The following is an 18,660-nucleotide window of genomic DNA, read 5'->3' as shown; positions in this document are numbered from 1 at the left end:
TGGGCAAGTTGTCCGCTCCTCCAGCAGCCTCTACGTTTGGCTCGGTGAATTGGAGATGGCCACAAGATGATGCTCGAAAACTACAAGCTGCTAGGACGCTCAGGTTTGCGTGTTTCGCCCATAAGCCTGGGCACCATGACCTTCGGGTCGGATTGGGGTTGGGGCGCCGACAGTGTCGAAGCCCGCCGCATCTTCGATCTCTATGTCGATCGGGGCGGCAATTTCATCGATACCTCGGTGAACTACACCAACGGCGCCGCAGAACGCTTCCTCGGGGAATTCGTCGGCGACAAGCGTGAGCGGCTCGTCCTCGCGACGAAGTTTACGATGGCCCGCGAGCCTGGCAACCCTAATTCGGGCGGCAATCATCGCCTCAACATGATGCGGTCTGTCGAGCAAAGCCTCCGGCAGCTTGGCACTGATCGCATCGATCTCTTCTATCTGCACGGATGGGACATGACGACCCAGCCAGACGAGGTGATGCGCGCCCTCGACGATCTCGTTCGGTCGGGAAAGATTCTCTATATTGGCATCTGCAATACGCCGGCATGGCGGATCGCCGAAATGCAGACGCTCGCCGACATGCGCGGTTGGTCCCCCTTCGTCGCGCTCCAAATCGAATACAGTCTCGTGGAACGCACCGTCGAGCATGAGCTCATGCCGATGGCCGCATCCTTGGGACTTGGCGTGCTCCCGTGGTCGCCGCTAGGCGGCGGCGTGCTGGCCGGCAAATACTCCCGAGCGGACGTTCAGGATTCCCGAGAAGCGGCCGTGTCTCCCAGCCGCAAGGGCGTCATCGCCTCGTCGGGGCATCTCAACGAGCGCTCGATCGAGATCGCGCACGAGGTTCGCACCGTTGCGCAGGAAATGGGCTCGACACCGTCTCGGGTAGCGCTTGCATGGACGCTTGCGAATCCCACAGTCGTGTCGCCTATCATGGGCGCCCGCACCGTCGCCCAGGCGGAGGAAAATCTGGGCGCTCTGGAAGTGGCGCTGTCGCCGGAGCAGCTCGATCGCCTGAACCGAGTAAGCGACCCAGATCCGATATTCCCTGCCCGTTTCGTAGATCGCCCATTGGTTCAGCAACTCATCTTCGGCGGAGCCTTTGTGGCTCGCCGCATCTGAACTCAGACGAAGAAGACCAACATGCGTGAAGGCGATTGTCCAGACAGCGGCCTTCTCGCCCTTCAGCAACCCAAGAAAGCAATGATACCATGACCTTTTCCTCACTGACCGGTCGCCTCATCGCTGCGGGCCGCAAACTGCTGGCCGCGTCAGCATTCTTGGCCATCATCGGACCGGCGCATGCCGAGACCAGCGCGTCGGACGCCCGTGTCGAGATCCAGGAGACCAATATCGAGACGCAGAACAAGGCCATCGTGCGCAAGGCGTTTGAGAAATGGCGTGCAGGCGGTAACGTCTTTGCAGAGCTTCTCGCGCCCGACGTCGTCTGGACAATCCATGGCTCCGGCCCGGCAGCCGGCACCTACCGCAGTCTCCAGGATTTCGTCGAGCGAGCCTCTGCCCCCTGGTCAGCCGTCTCACGACGCCTGTGTTGCCGCAGGTGCATGACATCATGGCCGATGGAGACATGGTCGTCATCCGCTTCGACGGCACGGCCACGACAACCTCGGGAGCACCTTATCGCAACCAGTTCGTTTGGATATTCCGGATGAAGGACGGCTCTGTCGTCGAGGCCGAGGCCTTTCTGGATCTCGTCGCCTACCAGCAGGTTGTCGAGAACGAGCCGCGTGCGCAATAGCTGGCGGTTATGAGTCCAGCTGTGGGTTGGCCTCTCGCATCGTCAGCCGCCAAGACGGCCGGACCTCAGACCCATGCAGAACCTAATTCGGCTCTGGCAGCCAAGATATACAATAGATGACTAGGAGCCCGATCATGCGGCATGCATTTGCAATCGTGTTAACCGCCACATTGTCGAGTGAATCCGTACAAGCCGGGGAATCCAAATTGCAGGCTAACCATTCCTATACCGGCATGTGGGTGACCGACGACGGCCATGTCCGCCACGAACTCCTGCCAAGCGGGCGTTATGTCGAGGCACGCGGTAAACGCGAACGCGCCTATGAAGGGCGTTACGAAGTGACCGGCACACATATCGAGTATTGGGACGACACCGGCTTCACCGCCGATGGCGACTTCGTCGACGCAAAAACCTTGCACCACGGCGGTATGGTTTTGCGTCGCCTTACGGATCGTATCGCAGACAGCTCCGTCTCGACCCGATAGTGGCGCAGCGCCGATCTGGTTTTGGCCGTTGCCCAATATTCTACTACATCTTACTCGAAGGCCCATTCCACTGTCGCCCAGCGACCGGGGCGACCTTGCCGTCCAGGGTGATTGCACTGTCTATCCTCCTCGTAATGCCTGGGCCGTTGGCCGGATGACGATCTCTCCGACGTCCATCGCATCGCGCTGCCCGATAGCGTATGCGATGGTGTCCGTGGGCATGGCGATCGATGCTGCGTCGCAGAAGATTAGTTTTCGTAAGCCATCTAAGCAGGTCCCGTCGTCCCACGCCCCGGCGCACGTTGTCGCTGCCATCGTTGGCAAGAGTCAAAATTTAGCCGAACAGAAGCCAATCCCGGCAGATGCCCTTGAATTGACCGCAACCACATCATTATCGGCAAGGACGGGCTTCGGCTGATCCAGGGGCAAAAGCGCCACCATTCAGGTGTCTGTCAGCTTCGGGTCGCAATGAGCGCATGCTGCCTCGCAGGTAGCGTTCCGAGGCAGAGGCATTCGATGACGATAAAATTCTTCCCACGCTACGGGAAGGCGGCGCTAAGGCTCTTCGGCCTATTCCTGCTCACCGCAGGCGGTTATTTTCTTTATCTGCAGGCAACGGACAATTTCGCAACGGTCGTTGCCGGCGAAGTTTACCGTTCGTCGCAGCCGTCCGCCCAATCAATCACAGAGCTTGAAAAACAGTATGGCATAAGGACGATCCTCAACCTCAGGGGTGAAGCCGACAGCTCCAAATGGTACGCCGACGAGGTTCAGCAGGCGAAAGCCCTGAACATCGTCCATATCAACTTCAAAATGTCCGCCGGAAGGGAACTGAGCCCGCAACAGGCCAAGGACCTCATCGCCATCATGCGGGACGCGCCGAAACCGCTGCTCATTCATTGCCGCGCCGGTGCCGATCGCACCGGGCTTGCCTCCGCTCTCTATCTGGCCGCCGTGGCCGGCAAGGGCGAAGAGGCTGCCGAGGAGCAGTTATCGCTTCTCTACGGGCACCTGCCCTTCCCGTTCAGCCGCGCTTTCGCGATGGATCGCACGTTCGAGAAAATGGAGACCTTCGTTTTCGGCAGTTCCTGACAGCAGCCCCAAAAACAATCTGTCACATTGACCAGCTACCCGTGGATGAGCGACATTTTGCGACGCAATATATGATTCCAAATTCCAATTCCGGGGCTGCGCCATGTTTCAGTACGATCTTGTTGTTGTGGGCAGCGGTCCGGCGGGACGCCGAGGCGCCATCCAGGCTGCGAAGCTCGGCAAGAAGGTCCTGGTCATCGAACAGGGCAAGCGTGTCGGCGGTGTTTCGGTTCATACCGGCACCATCCCTTCCAAGACGCTGCGGGAGACGGCTCTCAATCTCTCCGGCTGGCGCGAGCGCGGCTTCTACGGCCGTGCCTATCGCGTCAAGGAAGAGATCAGCGCCGAGGATCTGCGCCGCCGCCTCTTGATCACGCTCGACCACGAGGTCGAAGTGCTCGAGCACCAGTTCGCCCGCAACCGCGTCCAGCATATCCGCGGCAGGGCAAGCTTCGTTGATCCCTCGACGCTGCAGGTGATCAAGGATGACGGAGAGACCATGCAGGTGAGCTGCGCCAGCATCCTGCTTGCCGTCGGTACCAAGCCTTTCCGCCCGGACTACATCCCCTTCGACGGCAAGAGCGTGATCGACAGCGATGAACTGCTCGATATCAAGGAACTGCCGCGTTCGATGATCGTCATCGGCGCAGGCGTCATCGGCATCGAATATGCGACAATCTTCAGCGCCCTCGATACGGCCGTGACCCTGCTCGATCCCAAGTCGACCATGCTCGATTTCATTGACAAGGAGATCGTCGAGGATTTCACCTACCAGCTCCGCGACCGCAACATGAAATTGCTGCTCGGCCAGAAGGCGGACAAGGTGGAGACTCTCGACAATGGCAAAGTCGCGCTGACGCTCGACAACGGCCGCCACCTGACGACAGACATGGTGCTTTTTGCCGCCGGACGCATGGGGGCGACGGACGCGCTCAACCTTGCTGCCGCCGGCCTCGAGGCCGACAGCCGCGGTCGACTGAAGGTCAATCCGGAAACCTTCCAGACCTCGGTGCCGAACATCTATGCCGCCGGCGACGTCGTCGGTTTTCCGAGCCTCGCCTCGACTTCGATGGAGCAGGGCCGCATCGCCGCCCGCGTCGCCATCGGCGCGATCGCCAAGGAGCCTCCGAAATACTTCCCTTACGGCATCTATGCCGTGCCGGAGATTTCGACCTGCGGCCTTTCGGAAGAAGAGGTCAAGGAGCGCGGCATTCCCTACGAATGCGGCATCGCTCGATTCCGCGAGACCTCCCGCGGTCACATCATGGGCCTCGAAACCGGTCTCCTGAAGATGATCTTTTCACTGAAGACCCGCCGCCTGCTCGGCGTTCACATCGTCGGCGAAGGGGCGACCGAACTCGTGCATATCGGCCAGGCGGTGCTCAACCTCAAGGGCACCGTCGAGTATTTCGTCGAGAATACCTTCAACTATCCGACGCTTGCGGAAGCCTACAAGATCGCCGGTCTCGACGCCTGGAACCGCATGGGCGACATCAAATCGGAACTCTGAGCCGCCCGCCTCATTCGGCAAGCGCTGCCCAGCACAGCACTCGCATTGCCGCCCAAAGAAAAGGCCCCGCCGAACCACCCGGCAGGGCCTTAAATTTTAGACTTTGAAGAACCGATTACTCGGCGTCGCCTTCGGAGGCCTTCTTCTTCGGAGCGGCCTTCTTTTTTGGAGCAGCGGCCTCGTCGCCTTCGGAAGCTTCAGCCTTTGCGGCTGCTTTCTTCTTCGGCGCGGCCTTCTTGGTTTCCTTCACTGAACCTTCGCCTTCTTCGTCGGCGAGCAGCTCTTCCTTGGTGACCTTCTTGTCCGTGACCTCGATCTCGGTCAGCAGGTGGTCGATGACCTTTTCCTCAAAGATCGGCGCGCGGATCGAAGCGGCGGCGCCCGGCTGGCTGCGGAAGAACTCGAGGATCTGCTTCTCCTGGCCCGGATACTGGCGCAGCTGCTCGTAAATCGCGCGCTGCATTTCGTCCTCGCTCACTTCGACACCGGCCTTTTCGCCGATTTCGGAGAGGACGAGGCCGAGGCGGACGCGGCGTTCGGCGAGTGTCTTGTATTCTTCCTTGGCCTTCTCTTCAGTAGTGTCTTCGTCTTCGAACGTCTTGCCGGACTGAGCGAGATCGTTGTTCACCTGGCTCCAGATGCCGTTATATTCGGCTTCAACGAGCGACTTCGGAGTCTCGAACTTGTACATCTCGTCGAGTTGGTCGAGGATCTGGCGCTTGACCTTCTGGCGGGTCAGCGAGCCGTACTGCGACTCGATCTGGCCGCGGACGATTTCCTTTAGGCGATCAGCGGATTCCAGGCCGAGCTTCTTTGCCAGCTCGTCATTGATTTCCACGTCGGCCGGAGCAGCAACGTCTTTGACGGTGACGTCGAAGGTGGCTTCCTTACCGGCGAGGTTCTTTGCCGGATAGTCGGCCGGGAAGGTCACGGTGATGGTCTTCTCATCGCCAGCCTTGACGCCAACGAGCTGGTCTTCGAAGCCCGGGATGAAGCGGCCGGAGCCGAGGACGAGTTCAGCACCCTGATCGGTGCCGCCTTCGAAGGCTTCACCGTCGACCTTGCCGACGTAATCCATCGTGACGCGGTCGTCATTGGCGGCTTTGCCCTTCTTGGTCTCGTAAGAACGGGCGCTTTCGGCAACCTTGAGAACCTGCTCGTTGACTTCTTCGTCAGAAATATCAACGACTTCGCGGGTGATCTTGATGCCCTCGACGGACTTCAGTTCAATCGGCGGCAGAACTTCATAGGAGAGCGTGAATTCGAAGTCCTGCTCAGCAGCGAGGATCTTGTCAGCTTCGTCCTTGTCTTCCGTCATTGCGATTTCCGGCTGCGTGGCGGACTTCTCGCCACGGCTGGAAAGGATCTGGGTAGGCTGCTCGCGAACGATCTCGTTGACGAGATCGGCCATGATCGACTTGCCGTAGACCTTCTTGAGGTGGGCGACCGGGACCTTGCCCGGACGGAAACCATTGATGCGCACCTTGTCCTTTACGTCGGCAAGGCGCTCGTTCATCTTGTCTTCCATGTCCTTGGCCGGGATAACGACCTTGATTTCGCGCTTCAGCCCTTCAGCGAGCGTTTCGATAACCTGCATGTCTTCCTACCTTCATTTCGTGGCGGCCGTGCCCAGACGCCGTTCGTTTCGATGAGCACGACGCCGGAAAATTGCCGCGCGTGGCTTTTGTCAGATTCCAATGCATCCCCCCCAAGGGGGGACGGCGCCATCCTGCCGGGTAATTGGGGCGACCTATCCCGGTCTTCCCACCTGCAAGCCAGCTTTGGTGCGGGTAGAGAGACTTGAACTCCCACGCCTTGCGGCACCAGAACCTAAATCTGGCGTGTCTACCAATTTCACCATACCCGCGTTCGCAAAACCGCAATGCATTTGCCTGCACATGAGGCCTTCCGGAGCGCGGCGTCTCTATATCACCCGATTTGGTGGAGGCAAAGGAAAAATGAAGGCCAAATGACAGGGATTTTTTGGGCTGCGGAGCCCCTCTCCTGGCATTTCGCCAAAGTCAGTAAAGCGGCTCCTCATAGGCGGGCTTGCCGTCTACGAGCAAGCTGCGGATCTGAGCCGTGCCATCGCTTGAAACACGCGCAGCAATCGAGACGCTGCCGTCCTGCCGGGCCTCCTCCAGCGGCTTGCCATGGCCTTCCGGCACATAATAGCGTTCGATCCCGTATTCGGCGCGGATCGTGTCGGCCGTGCGCACACCGTAGCTGTAAAATGGACGGCTCCTGAGCACAGCGCTTTCCGCTGCCTCGGGGAGCGGGTGGAACGCCGATTCGGCGATTGCCCAAAATCCGTCCGGCTGCTTTTTCAAGCGGACCCAGAGCGTCTGCTCGCCCGGTACAGTGGGCAGTTCGCCGACCACCGTTTGTGCCGGAACCGACGAAATCGCGTAATTCAGCACGACGTAGTCGCCACGCAGGAAATCACGTGGATCGACAGGTGTCGTCTTCAGCAGGACTTCGGTGCCGCTACGCAGGATCGCCGCGCGGCTTTCGATTATGTATCCGAGAATGATGGTTTGGAGGGCGGCAGCAATGACCGCTGCAATCAGGAAACCCCTGCCCGATTGACGTTTTGAAGACAGCGCATTCATTCCGTCACCTCCGTCGACCTTGCACCGAAACGTCTCTCGAGGCGGATCACCACCCAGGCGACGATCGCCACCAGCAGACCGGACAGGAGAAAGAGGCTCGACGTTCCGAGGATCGAACCGACTGTGACGGAAGCAAGATAGAAAACCTCGGCGGCAAAGGTGGCGTAGGCAAGATACCGCACGGCGCCGTTGTCCCGGCCCTGCAGCGCAATCGCAAGCACGGCCATTGCGAGCGTTGCCATGCCGACCACAACAAGCGGCCAGCTTTCATCGTACTCTATGTTGAGCAACAGCAATCCGACTGCCGCCACCAAGAATGCGTAAAAGGCCGGCGCAGCACCCGCAGTCCTTATGAATGCAAAGCCAAGCAGCGGCGGCAGGCTGACGGCCACGAACGCGGCCATGCCGCAAAGCACGAAGGCAAACGCCACCCGGATATCCTCATGCAAGGTGTAGAGCCATGCAAGCCAGCCCACAGCAAGCAGATAGGCAAGATGCCGTGCACGATCGGCACCGGTAAAGCGCACCAGTGCGACAATGATCACGGCCATGACGGGCGGCGCCCAGGGATCGACGCCCACCCAACGCGCGCCGTAGTCCGTCAGATAAACAGCAAATGAGGCCCAGGACAGAAAGCCGGCTATGGCAGTCACGGCACCTGAGCGGAAGAGCGCGGCAGACACAGCCGCGACCGCGAACCAGAGATACATGACAGTCTGCTCGTCACCCGACAGATGATACATCTGGCCGATGAGGGAGATCGCGCCGCCGAAGCTCAAGGCACCGATGACGAGCAGGCCGCTGGCAACCGCCGAAGCCCCTCGGGCAAACATTAGTGCCGCGCCGAGATAAACAGCCCAGATCAGGGCGAGGATCGTGCCGACTCGGACCAGCCGCGGGATCGCCTCCCAGTTGGAGGCGATGAGCAGCAGGACTGCCGCTGCAAGCAAGACCGCGGCAAGCACCATCAGCACATTGCCGAGACTGAAACTTGCAGGCCGGCTGTCATATTCGACAAGCAGCAATTCCGCCATCGCCTCGGGCAGCAGGCCCTTTTCCACCCAGAGCGACAGATCCCGCTCCAACCGTCCCCGATACATCCCTGCCTCCGTGCCGATTCCAGCGGCTTTCCCCGTCAATCTTATAGATGGAGCAGCGTCTTTCGCAATCTCCCGGACCTATGCCGTTGAAGATACTTCACTGTGCGAACTTGGCACGGGATTAACCGGGCATTAACAGCAGCGAGGTACTATAGAGTCGTTGCAGATAAGGCATGCATGAAACGCATGGCCACCATGAAAATATTGCACTGCAAAATAATCATTAGTCATACTATATTGACAATCAAGAAGCGCGGGCATGGCAGCCCGACCCGGTTTGCCGGATGCCTGCGGATATGATGTCCGTAAACGAAATTCGGAGCAGCGCACTCCTCCTCCCAGCGCCCTCCGATAGACTGACAACACTCCTCCTCCCAGTTGTCAGTCATCAACATGACGCCCACCGGATCCTCCCCCGGTGGGCGTTTTGGTTTGCGGGCATAAAACGATTAGCCTCCCGGTTTGCAGGGATTTCGCCGACAGGCTCGCTAAGTCATGAAACGCCCGGCTCCGACGGTCTGGAAAGCGCGCCGGGCTCTTGCCAATAACAAAACTGCGGCGAAGGGCGAGATGATCTTGGTTTTTAATTTGAAGGCGGCCATATCGGCAGCGATCCCGGCTGACCGCGATTTGACCAATCGAACTTAAAGCCATGCCCACCAAAAAACATTCTGCCTATTCGTTGACCAGAAAACGGCGAAATCGCGTAATTTCCCGCCAGAGACTTGCGCCGAATGCATAGGTGGAATGAAATCTTGTCTCTGTTAGTTCTTCGCGGCGCAACATATATTCTGGTCATCAAACGCAAGCCAGCGCTGATGGGCAGCAGCTGGCAGATGGCAAGCCCTCGGAAAGGGGATTAAAATGAACTTCACACGCTCTTTCAACAACTGGCGCAAGTACCGTCAGACCGTTACTGAACTCGGCCGCATGACCAACCGCGAATTGCACGACCTCGGCATCGACCGTTCGGACATCCATCGCGTTGCTCGTGAGGCTTCTGGCCGCTAATTCAGGCGATCAGCGTCCTCCCAAGCTGATCTCCTCCTTCAAAACGCCCGGTGCCTTCGGCAACGGGCGTTTTCTTTTGTTCAATTTACACTTTCGCAATAGTTGCAGCGAAAAACGCCTTCTCTTTTACCGCTCAAAAAATGGCTTCTGCGTATTTATCGTGCATTACATTGCACAAACGCATAGCAGATGCCTTTTCTTTGCACTGCACAATATGACCGGGAACCATTATATGAATGTCAACCGCAGAGACGGCGATGGCGCCGCCCGCGAGGCAACGTTCTAAGGAAGATGACAATGAACCCGATCCGCATTGCTAAGAGCTGGATTAGCTACCGCCGCACGCTCAACGAGCTGGGCAACCTTTCGAACCAGACGCTCTCCGACATCGGCATCAGCCGCTACGAGATTCGCAACATCGCATCCCGCTCGTTCCGCTAATCGCGGCAGGCGTGATACACCAAAAACGGCGCCGCTTTGGCGCCGTTTTCGTTTCTGGGCCCTGTCAGCCCAGGCACTGCGCGCCAGCGAAACGAACAGCCTCGATCTCTCCCTTTGTGGAATGTTCGTAGGCCTGATGGGAATTTCCCGATCGGCCCTCCCACCACCTAAGCACCCGCATAGCCCGCAGGGTCACCCATCGCGAGGGCGGCCCTGCCCGTCGTCGACCTCGAACCACACCCGCCCCGTCAGGCTCCAGTCGAGGGGCCAGGTACCGTTCTCCAGGCGTCTGGAACGGACGTGGCCGATAGCCTAGCCAAGTCGCGGGTCGGGATCGGCGCCGGTCAGCATCGCAGAGCAGCGGAAATAGTCGAGCGCACGCAAGACGTCGTAGCGCCAACGGTTCGGATGCAGGAAGCGCAGAAACCGCTCGTCTGCCGGCTCACCCGTGCCGAGACGGCGGAAGAGGTTACGCTCAAGCAGATATTCCTCGCCAGACCTGCGAGCCTCTTGAGATTTGCGCGTACCCCCCTGTGGCTATCTCGTATTCCAGGAGCCCTTCCAGCACGTTGATCGTGCTGGCGAATGACGAGCGGACCGAGCCGGCAAGCCTCTCACAGTTCCAGCCGCCGTCAGCGAGACGCTCGCCTATCAGCCTGTCGACAATGGACGAGACGTCAACCCCAAGAATAGGCACCATCGGCAACGGTCCGGCCGTTGATGCACTCCTAGACTTCGCCCTCCCAGTAGGGCTGGCCGCCCTCATCCCAACGTGCGTTAACGCCAATCAATTCGACAGTTCGTTTGGCCCGATCCGACGAGGGATTGAGACCAAATTCCCGGAGCTGCGACAACGAAAAGGTCGTGGCCGTCCACGGCTGACCGTGCTCCTTCCACTCGCAAGGATCAAAATCGGCTGGGACGAAGGAGCCGCCCGCCCATTGCCCGTCCTCGTCCTGGTAGGAAAGAAGTCAGGCGCCCCAGCCCTCGGTCTCCACCTTCGCCCGCTCCGCCGCCCACTCCGGTTCCGGGGCGTCAATCAGGTCGCGCATCACTTGCCATCGGATCGATGGGTCGGAGTGGAGAAGCCAGTCGATCACCGAGCCAGGCTCAGTCATGTCGGCGTGCCTATCAGCAGATCGGGGTCGATAACTCGCTTATAATCTACTTCTCCTGGCCTGCGCCAGCCCGATGCAGTCGCGAGAGACCGGGCTAGCCATCTACAGCTCTTGGTCGACGACGCCTAGTTCGTCTCGTCGCCCTTGATGACCCTCCAGTTGGGACGGCCAAGATTGAAGGGCCAGGCATGGACGTCGCGGTCGTTGAAATAGACGACTTCTTCCAGTTTCGGAAAATCGCTATGCTTCAACGTCACGGTGTCGATCCACGGCCGCATGTAGGCGTCTGTCCCCTCATAGCCCAGTTCGGCTACCCAGATGGGCTTGCCATATCCCGAGACTCGGCGGTAGCCGTCCGTCAGCGCCTGGCGGAAGTCACGCGGACCGCCATAGGCGAGCGTGTCGTAGGGCTCCAGGCCGAAGACGGAGAGGCCGACGAGATCGACATAATCGTCACCCGGATAGTAGGCATCGAGGCCGTCAAGCCCCTTCGGCGACCACATCACTTCCACCCCAGGTGCCTCGGCACGCACGATATCCATCATTCGCCGATATGCGGTGACATAGTCGCGCGGGTTCCAGCCAGCCCAGGAGAACCGGCTGTCCTGATCTTCCATTTCCTGCCCCCAGCGGACGATGACCGGGCTCTTGAGCTTTGTGATCGCCCGGGCGATCGCACGCATATTGACGTCGTAATCGCCGCGCAGGACCTTCCGGCGCAGCTCATCGGAGGTCAGTCGCCAGTCGACATCCCATGACCAGGGTTCGACGGAAATCAGCAGGTTGCGTCCCCTCGCCTGCGCATAGGCGTCTGCCGCCTCCAGCGTTTCGAGATCGACGTCTTCCCACGGCAGGAACAGGTGTTCGGTCGCGACACCCTGCTGCGACGTGAAATCGCCGTGCGGGTCATAGGCGCCGAACTTGATGCCGTCCGCATGCAGAACGGGACGCTTGTCAACGATTGACCGGCTCAAGGGTGCTGGAACTCCAGCTGCGTCCTGCGCCAGGCTCGGCGTTGCGGGGCCGGCTGCGACCGATAGCAGCAGCGCGATCGCGGTGGCCGAGACTATTCTTTCCCTTAGCTTCTTCATGGCCTTCTCCTCTTACCTCCGAGCCATCAGCTTCTGCCTGTAGGCATCCGCATTGGCGCTGACGGTGTCCGCCGGCACGAGCTTCAGATATTCATCGCCGGCGCGCGCTGAGGCGTGGCGGAAGATGTACCAATTGCCGTCGGGCTGGCGCTTCTGATAAATCACCCTGCCGATCTTGCGGTGACCGAAGCAGGTGCTGACGCGGGCCGGGCCTTGTTCGTTCGTCCAGGTAGCACGCATGCACATCTGCCCGAGATCGTCGACAGCCCACCGGCCCTCGGCCACCCATTGTTTGCCGCCATCATTCGTCCAGGCGACGAAGCGGCGGCCTTCGTCCATGAAGCGGCCGCCACCGGCGGCCCAGGTCCAGGTCTTGTCGCGATAGAGCTGGTAGAGTTCGTAGGCGCTGAGCGGCATCGGCGCTTTCTTCGCTTCGGCTCCCGCTGCCGCGCCCGGCAAGCAAAGTACGAGGCTGAGGACGGCAGCCGCCGCGCCATATGTTCTTGTTCCTATTCTCATTGCACCCTCCTTCGACCGAAGCGCACCCGCCGACATGGCTTTGACTCTACGCGCTCGGCTCCACTCTCTTTGATCCTGCGGCAGCCTGCTGCCGGAACCCGTTCCACTTGAAGCGGAATTTGACGATCCGCGTCTTGCCGCCGCCGAGACCGGCGCCTGCGACTGCGAATTTTGCTTCCGTGAAACTGACGATGCCCTGGCCATGCGACAGCGCTTCGAGACTGCCCAGGCCGTGCAGGCGGATTTCGCCGCTGCTGGCGACAAGAAGCGTCAGCGCGCTGGCCGCCACGAGCCTAAGACCATGTGTGCGGGGCATAAGCGGCAGCCCGTTTTCGCGTGCGTGGCGCGCAACGATCAGCACGGCCAGCGCGGCGTAGATCACGGCGTTGATGCCGGCGAAGATATAAAAGCCGCGGGCAGCGCCTTCGGCAGGTGCCAGCACCATCGCGGCAAGGGAAATACCCGCCAGCAGCACATAGGGAAGCAGAACGACCGGCGGCAGCGTCCTCTGCGCTTGCGTGCCCTTCGGCGTGATGCGGAAATCGACAAAGGAGCCGGAGACGTGATCGCGCAGCGCGGCCAGGCTTCCGGCAAGCGACCACGGCCAGCGCAGGAGAACGAAGGCAATGCCCTCCCAGCCGAAAAGCTTGGCGTCATATGGCCGGAAAGTTGCGCTGCGCCTCCAGAAGAGAGCAAGCGCAATCAGCACCAGAGACAGCGGCGAGAAATGCAGCAGGAAGTCCGGATAGGTGACGCCGACGAAGACGTGACCTGTCAGCAGGGCCAAGACCGGCAGGGCGAACATTAGCACCATGAACGCCGAAAACAGCGGATACCAGACCTGCGAAAACAGGAACTGGAACTTCAGCTTCAGCGGCAGCTTCGGCACGTAGTTGCGCGAGTATTGCAGCAGGATCGTCACCAGGCTCCGCGACCACTGGAATTCCTGGACGACGAGATCGGCAAACGTCGCCGGGCCGTCGCCATGGGCGATCGCATCGAGCGCATGCACGCCGCGCCAGCCGCCGGCGTTCATCATCAGCGTCGTCGAGTGATCTTCGGCGAGTTCCGGTCCGAGGCCGCCGATCTGACGCAACGCTGCGGTGCGCACGGCATAATGCGAGCCGATGCAGAGCGGCGCCCAGCCGCCGTTGTAACCAGCCTGAAGCGAACCATGGAGGCTTGCCTCGGCATAGAGCCTGCCTCTTGCGGCCCAACTGCCGGCGGCATTCGCATCGCAGATGCTAGGAGCCGAGACATAGCCGACGCGCGGATCGGCGAAGGGTTTCATGACCTCCTGCAGATAAGTCGGCTCGGGTACGTGGTCGGCATCGAACTGCGCCACGAAATCATAGCGGTCATAACCGTAGCGATCGTAAAAATAAGCAAGGTTGCCTTCCTTGCAGCGCGTCCGGCGCGGCCACTCAGTCCGGTGATAGGCGGCAACGCTTTTGCGCGTCGAAATGAAGATGCCATGCTGGGCGCACCAGCGCTTCGTCTCTTCCGCCGGATCCTCGTCGGCGAGCCAGATGTCGAACTCGACGCCTTTCTGATCCAGCATGGCGAGCAATGTCTTGCGCACCACCTCGAAGGGCTCGGACGGCGCCTTGGTGACCACCATGGCGATGCGGCCCGGGGGCACGGCAGCCGAATGCTTCATCCGCTTCGCATTGACGAAGATGAAGATGAAATAGGCCGGGATCAGCGTGAGCCAGGCAACGGTCGCCGTCGTCATGATGAATGCCGGCGTTGAGATCACATGGGAGGGCTGCAGCCACCATGTCCAGAAATAGGCAAGCGCGGCGAGCCAGCAGGCGACACCGAACCAGTAGGCGGCGCGGCTCCAGCCTGCAAAGATGGGCTCGAGCGCGTCCTGTCTAGCAGCACGAGCCGTCGTCGCCCTTCTCTGTCTGGTCACGAATGGCGCTACGTTCATGCGCGTACCTCCAGACCGAAGGTCGGGCTCGCCGTGCGGATGATCGTGTCGATATCGGAGAACTGCGGCGTGAAGCCGAGAACCGCCCGCGCCCGTGCGGTATCGGCAAAAAGCACCGGCGGGTCGCCGGCGCGGCGGATATCGTAGTGAACCGGGACCTCGTGTCCGGTGATGCGATGGATGGCGCTCAGTATCTCGCCGACGGAGGTGCCATGTCCGGAACCGAGATTGACTCGCAGCGTTTCGCCGCCGCTTGCAAGGTAGTCGACGGCGGCAAGGTGGGCTTGCGCGAGATCGCTGACATGGATGTAGTCGCGAACACAGGTGCCATCCTCGGTCTCGTAGTCATTGCCGAAAACCTCCAGGCACGGCAGACGGTGTGCAGCCGCAAGCAACGCGCGCGGGATGAGATGAGTTTCAGGTTCATGACGTTCGGCAAGATCGCCCTGCGGATCGGCGCCGGCGGCATTGAAGTAACGCAGTGACACGAAACGAAGGCCATAGGCGGCGGCATAATCCTCCAGCGCCATTTCGAAGATCAGTTTCGTTCGTCCGTAGGGATTGACCGGCTGCTGAGCCATCTCCTCGCGGATCGGCAATGCCGCCGGAATGCCATAGGTCGCGCAGCTGCTCGAAAAGACGATGCGATCAACTTGCTGGTCAAGGCACGCTTCCAAAAGCGCAAGGCTGCCTGAAACATTGTTGCGATAGTACTTGCGCGGATCTGCGACGGACTCGCCGACATACGCATTCGCCGCGCAATGGATGACGCATACCGGCTCGAACCGGCCGAGCGCCTTTTTCAGGGAGCCGACATCGGCGATGTCGGCATCGATAAGCGGACCCCAACGAACGGCATCCTGATGGCCGGTCGACAGATTGTCATATGCGACCGGCGTGAACCCCGCGCCGGCCAGCGCCTTGCAGATGTGGCTGCCGATGAACCCGGCACCACCAGTGACGATGATGTAGGGAGACATCTCATACGGCCTCCGCTACCTTTGCCGCGGAAAGACGTGCCTCGAAATATTCGATCGTCTTTCCAAGGCCGACTTCCAGCGCGACACGCGGCTGCCAGCCGAGTTTTGCCTGGGCCCGAGAGATATCCGGCCGCCGCTGTTTCGGGTCATCTGTGACCCGAGGCAGATGAACGATGCGTGAGCGCGAGTTCGTCATCTCGCGGATCATCTCGGCGAGCTGGCGCACCGGGATTTCGGCCGGATTGCCGAGATTGATCGGCCCGGTGCATTTCTTCCCGGCGTTCGAGAAACGAAGGAACCCTTCGATCAGATCGTCGACATAGCAGAAGGAACGGGTCTGCGAGCCATCGCCGTAAATGGTGATGTTCTTGTTCTGCAGCGCCTGGACGATGAAATTCGAGACCACGCGGCCGTCATCCGGACGCATGCGCGGCCCGTAGGTGTTGAATATCCGCCCGACCCGGATATCGACGCCGTAGGTTCGATGGTAGTCGAAGAACAGCGTCTCGGCACTGCGCTTGCCTTCGTCATAGCAGGCACGCGGACCGACCGGGTTGACGTTGCCGCAATAGCTCTCCCGCTGCGGGCTGTGCTCCGGATCGCCGTAGACCTCGGAGGTCGAGGACTGCACGATCGTCGCCCCGTTCCGCCGTGCGAGATCAAGCGCATTGACGGCGCCGAGCACATTGGTGAGCAGCGTCCCGACCGGATCACGCTGATAATCGGGCGGAGATGCCGGAGACGCGAAATTGAAAATCAGCGTCGCATCCACGTCAAACGGACTGCGAACATCGTGCTCGATGATCCGAAAACGTGAAAATGGCCGGAGATGGTGGACGTTGGATCGGCGGCCGGTCGAGAAATTATCCAGACAGATGACTTCGTGGCCGCCCTTGAGAAGCCGCTCGCAAAGATGGGAGCCGAGGAATCCTGCGCCTCCGTTGACGAGCACTTTCTTCGGTGTCCGGCCCGATAGGTTATCATGACCGGAACATATTTCGTTGGGAACGAAACTACGCATTACAAACCCCTTCCCAATGGGATCAAGAACACTGACCCCTAAATTTTAATAGATCTCCTTCAGTCTCCAGAATTACTCCGAAGCAAAATAGATAAATACTTGAATTATCCAAGTAGATTTTGGCCCAACCTGCTAAATCAAGTCTATCTACGGTTGATGATATTAGGCTTTTATATTCCGTCAATATAAAAACCGTGGGCTATTTCGAATTGATTACTCTTGTAATACAGTTGATGTAAGCGTGTTTAATCCTGCTTAACCATGTTGGATTTGGTTACAGAATCGACAATGCAAGCTTCGCTCAACCAATACGTTCTAGACATGGGTGGGGAAGGCAGGCAAAAGGCTGCCTTGTTGAGGGGAAAGAGCGATGCGGAACTTCGATTTCACCGGAATGCGGACGTCGGATACCGTCCGCAGGACTGCGCTGGCTTTTGGGCTGATGCTCATCGCTGCAGGACCGATCTCATGCGCGGCCGTCGATGACGACCTGGCACTTGCCTCCAATGCAAAGCCGGCAAAAACCGTGGTTACCAATGTGCCGCGCAGCAGCAAGATCTACAGCTATGCGGTGGCGAGCACCAAAGCGGCAGCGCCAGTGAGCGCGGGGTCCAAGGTTTATTATGGGTCCGCGCCCTGGATCTGCACGCCGAGCGGGTTCGGCCAGAAGTCGCGCTGCTTCGCGCGACCGGCCACCTGATGACCACGAGCGTCTAGTTTCGCCACCTGCCCGATGCATTGCCGGCTTCATTGTTGAAGAAGCGTGAAGCGGCCTCAGTGCGGTTGCGGACGTTCATCTTCTTATAGATGTTCCGTACGTGCACCTTCACGGTGTTTTCGGAAAGGTGCAGCTCATCGGCGATGATCTTGTTCTGCGTACCCTTGCAGATCAGGTCCAGGATCTGGACTTCGCGGGTGGTGAGCGCGGAAAGATCGCCTTGGCGAACCCTCAAATTGCCACCACTGGCCGCAGCAACTGACTTCGTGTCGTAAAGCGATTTCTCCGGCTGCGCGGCCGTGAGCCGGTTAAGCAGCGCCGATGGAAAATGCTCGCCGCCCTTCATCAGAAGGTCGACCGCCGCCATGAACACGTCCAGGCGGAGATTGAGCGGCAGCACGCCATCAATGACCCGCGCTTCAACCAGCCGGTTTATATAGGGCTCCAGCATGTCGATCGCCTCGACAACGAGACCGATCGACGTCGACGGGTGGTTTTCCCGCACGACCTGAAGCGCCTCGTTCAGTTCGGTGCCGGCTATATGATAGAAGAGCACAAGCTTGGCATCGTTTGCGTCGTTTTCCAGCAAGGCCTTTGAATAGCCCTTGCTGACCACTTCGCAGCCTGCAAATTTCTTCGCCAAAGCCTCTGCTAGGCATTCGGAAAACAAATCCGCATTTGCAATGACCAGTATAGTATCTCCGGCCGGGCCGAACTTTCGGCCTTGGTCGGCATCCCCCGTCTTCGACGCCGTCATGAACATTTACGCCTCCCCATAGCGTTACACGTTACAGATGCTTTGGGCGATACTGTGAAAACACCCAAAGAGGTGTGCCCTGAAAATTTCCGACTTAGTTAGTTAGCCATTTCTTAATTATGGTAATATGAACAGATACGAAAATAAATGGCCCAAATGGGTTAGTTTTTGCAGATTTAAAGTGATATTTCCTATTGTTCCGGTTGTATCGGCGTAAGTACAGCTAACTTCTGGGCTATATGTTCCAATATTTTTGTCTCGAAATGGTATTTGTGTCCCAATATAAAAGACCGACTATTTTTGGTATTTTACTATCGCGGCCGTGAACTAAGAAGTTACTTATGAAAACGTTCTGGCCGCGAATCCAGCAAGCTGAACCTTCGGGACCACCGGGCCAGCGGCCTTGCGGCATCAGGTTGCGAGGGCGAGACTGGATGCCCGAGTGCCTCGCTAGTCTATTTTCCATGACTACCTCCGGCTGTCTCCAGTAATTCCTGATTCGCTAGC

General features: G+C 59.3%; 16 protein-coding genes, 1 tRNA gene and 2 pseudogenes. 8 read left to right on the top strand and 11 right to left on the bottom strand.

The window, feature by feature from the left end; genetic code table 11:
• Positions 1-66: 66 nt before the first annotated feature.
• From A3C3_RS0114915 to sthA, 5 genes and pseudogenes are all read left to right on the top strand, one after another.
• Positions 67-1,125, top strand: a complete 1,059-nt coding sequence (locus tag A3C3_RS0114915; RefSeq protein WP_022715400.1) for an aldo/keto reductase — start codon at positions 67-69, stop codon at positions 1,123-1,125.
• 89 nt (positions 1,126-1,214) lie between these two features.
• A pseudogene (locus tag A3C3_RS41520) lies at positions 1,215-1,762 on the top strand (nuclear transport factor 2 family protein).
• A gap of 134 nt (positions 1,763-1,896) precedes the next feature.
• Entirely contained in the window at positions 1,897-2,247 is a 351-nt protein-coding gene (locus tag A3C3_RS0114900; protein WP_022715397.1) for an Atu4866 domain-containing protein, read from the top strand.
• 516 nt (positions 2,248-2,763) lie between these two features.
• Positions 2,764-3,339, top strand: coding sequence for a dual specificity protein phosphatase family protein (locus A3C3_RS0114890; protein ID WP_022715395.1), 576 nt, complete (start codon positions 2,764-2,766; stop codon positions 3,337-3,339).
• 103 nt (positions 3,340-3,442) lie between these two features.
• Positions 3,443-4,849 carry a Si-specific NAD(P)(+) transhydrogenase gene (gene sthA, locus A3C3_RS0114885; protein ID WP_022715394.1) on the top strand — a complete coding sequence of 469 codons (1,407 nt, stop codon included), beginning with the start codon at positions 3,443-3,445 and terminating at the stop codon, positions 4,847-4,849.
• Positions 4,850-4,964: 115 nt separating this feature from the next.
• On the opposite strand, the gene tig is transcribed toward sthA, so the two are convergent.
• The 4 genes from tig to A3C3_RS0114865 all read right to left on the bottom strand — a co-directional run bounded on the left by tig (position 4,965) and on the right by A3C3_RS0114865 (position 8,561).
• A complete protein-coding gene (gene tig, locus A3C3_RS0114880) occupies positions 4,965-6,446 on the bottom strand; it encodes a trigger factor (protein WP_022715393.1) in 1,482 nt (493 codons plus the stop codon).
• A 185-nt stretch (positions 6,447-6,631) separates the two neighbouring features.
• Positions 6,632-6,716 (bottom strand) — tRNA-Leu (locus tag A3C3_RS0114875).
• A gap of 154 nt (positions 6,717-6,870) precedes the next feature.
• Positions 6,871-7,461 (bottom strand): GDYXXLXY domain-containing protein, encoded by a 591-nt coding sequence (locus A3C3_RS0114870; RefSeq protein ID WP_022715392.1) that lies wholly within the window; start codon positions 7,459-7,461, stop codon positions 6,871-6,873.
• Entirely contained in the window at positions 7,458-8,561 is a 1,104-nt protein-coding gene (locus tag A3C3_RS0114865) for a DUF2157 domain-containing protein (protein ID WP_022715391.1), read from the bottom strand. The genes A3C3_RS0114870 and A3C3_RS0114865 overlap by 4 nt, the downstream gene beginning before the upstream one ends.
• An 864-nt stretch (positions 8,562-9,425) precedes the next feature.
• On the opposite strand from A3C3_RS0114865, the gene A3C3_RS43650 reads away from it, so the two are divergent.
• Positions 9,426-9,572, top strand: a complete 147-nt coding sequence (locus A3C3_RS43650) for a DUF1127 domain-containing protein (RefSeq protein WP_022715389.1) — start codon at positions 9,426-9,428, stop codon at positions 9,570-9,572.
• Between the two features lie 297 nt (positions 9,573-9,869).
• Entirely contained in the window at positions 9,870-10,013 is a 144-nt protein-coding gene (locus tag A3C3_RS43645) for a DUF1127 domain-containing protein (RefSeq protein ID WP_074061123.1), read from the top strand.
• Between the two features lie 64 nt (positions 10,014-10,077).
• Here A3C3_RS43645 and A3C3_RS41515 read toward each other — a convergent pair.
• The 6 genes and pseudogenes from A3C3_RS41515 to A3C3_RS0114810 form a co-directional block, all read right to left on the bottom strand.
• Positions 10,078-11,131: pseudogene (locus tag A3C3_RS41515) on the bottom strand (squalene cyclase).
• 125 nt (positions 11,132-11,256) lie between these two features.
• Positions 11,257-12,222, bottom strand: a complete 966-nt coding sequence (locus A3C3_RS0114830) for a glycoside hydrolase family 26 protein (RefSeq protein WP_022715385.1) — start codon at positions 12,220-12,222, stop codon at positions 11,257-11,259.
• Positions 12,223-12,234: 12 nt separating this feature from the next.
• Positions 12,235-12,741, bottom strand: a complete 507-nt coding sequence (locus A3C3_RS0114825; protein WP_022715384.1) for a DUF995 domain-containing protein — start codon at positions 12,739-12,741, stop codon at positions 12,235-12,237.
• A 46-nt stretch (positions 12,742-12,787) separates the two neighbouring features.
• Entirely contained in the window at positions 12,788-14,677 is a 1,890-nt protein-coding gene (locus A3C3_RS38455; protein WP_022715383.1) for a glycosyltransferase family 2 protein, read from the bottom strand.
• Positions 14,674-15,657 carry a UDP-glucose 4-epimerase GalE gene (gene galE, locus A3C3_RS0114815; protein ID WP_022715382.1) on the bottom strand — a complete coding sequence of 328 codons (984 nt, stop codon included), beginning with the start codon at positions 15,655-15,657 and terminating at the stop codon, positions 14,674-14,676. The genes A3C3_RS38455 and galE overlap by 4 nt, the downstream gene beginning before the upstream one ends.
• Before the next feature lies 1 nt (position 15,658).
• Positions 15,659-16,678 (bottom strand): UDP-glucuronic acid decarboxylase family protein, encoded by a 1,020-nt coding sequence (locus tag A3C3_RS0114810; RefSeq protein WP_022715381.1) that lies wholly within the window; start codon positions 16,676-16,678, stop codon positions 15,659-15,661.
• 370 nt (positions 16,679-17,048) lie between these two features.
• Between A3C3_RS0114810 and A3C3_RS0114805 the strand changes: the two genes are divergently transcribed.
• A complete protein-coding gene (locus A3C3_RS0114805; protein WP_022715380.1) occupies positions 17,049-17,378 on the top strand; it encodes a hypothetical protein in 330 nt (109 codons plus the stop codon).
• 13 nt (positions 17,379-17,391) lie between these two features.
• Here the strand turns inward: A3C3_RS0114805 and A3C3_RS0114800 are convergent, their stop codons facing one another.
• A complete protein-coding gene (locus A3C3_RS0114800) occupies positions 17,392-18,159 on the bottom strand; it encodes a helix-turn-helix transcriptional regulator (RefSeq protein WP_022715379.1) in 768 nt (255 codons plus the stop codon).
• Between the last annotated feature and the right edge of the window lie 501 nt (positions 18,160-18,660).

The organism is Rhizobium mongolense USDA 1844, from assembly GCF_000419765.1.
Taxonomy (GTDB): domain Bacteria; phylum Pseudomonadota; class Alphaproteobacteria; order Rhizobiales; family Rhizobiaceae; genus Rhizobium; species Rhizobium mongolense.
The sequence above is the reverse complement of the archived record's forward strand: the minus strand, read 5'-3'. Positions and strand labels throughout refer to the sequence as shown.